Genomic DNA, 568 nt, shown 5'->3' with positions numbered 1-568 from the left:
GCTAATCCCCCAGTCACGGCAGAGAACTTCTTCCACCGTCCGTAACTTGGTGGGTCTGGTAGGACTTGAACCTACGACCCCCGCCTTATCAAGACGGTGCTCTAACCACCTGAGCTACAGACCCTTGGCTGTAACATCAAACAAACCGATAAGTGTGGACGCCTAACGTCGGATGCACGCTCTTAAAGGAGGTGATCCAGCCGCACCTTCCGATACGGCTACCTTGTTACGACTTCACCCCAGTCATGAACCCTGCCGTGGTAATCGCCCTCCTTACGGTTAGGCTAACTACTTCTGGCAAAACCCACTCCCATGGTGTGACGGGCGGTGTGTACAAGACCCGGGAACGTATTCACCGCGGCATGCTGATCCGCGATTACTAGCGATTCCAGCTTCACGTAGTCGAGTTGCAGACTACGATCCGGACTACGATGCATTTTCTGGGATTAGCTCCACCTCGCGGCTTGGCAACCCTCTGTATGCACCATTGTATGACGTGTGAAGCCCTACCCATAAGGGCCATGAGGACTTGACGTCATCCCCACCTTCCTCCGGTTTGTCACCGGCA

Annotated in this window: 1 tRNA gene and 1 rRNA gene; both read right to left on the bottom strand. The window is 54.8% G+C overall.

Annotation, left to right across the window (positions count from 1 at the left end):
- Positions 1–47: 47 nt before the first annotated feature.
- Positions 48–124: transfer RNA gene (locus RVY79_RS17055), tRNA-Ile, on the bottom strand.
- A 60-nt stretch (positions 125–184) separates the two neighbouring features.
- Positions 185–568, bottom strand: a 16S ribosomal RNA gene (locus tag RVY79_RS17050); the annotation flags it as partial.

It is taken from the genome of Chromohalobacter sp. HP20-39 (assembly GCF_033052815.1).
GTDB lineage: Bacteria > Pseudomonadota > Gammaproteobacteria > Pseudomonadales > Halomonadaceae > Chromohalobacter.
This window is presented reverse-complemented; position numbering and strand designations above follow the sequence as displayed.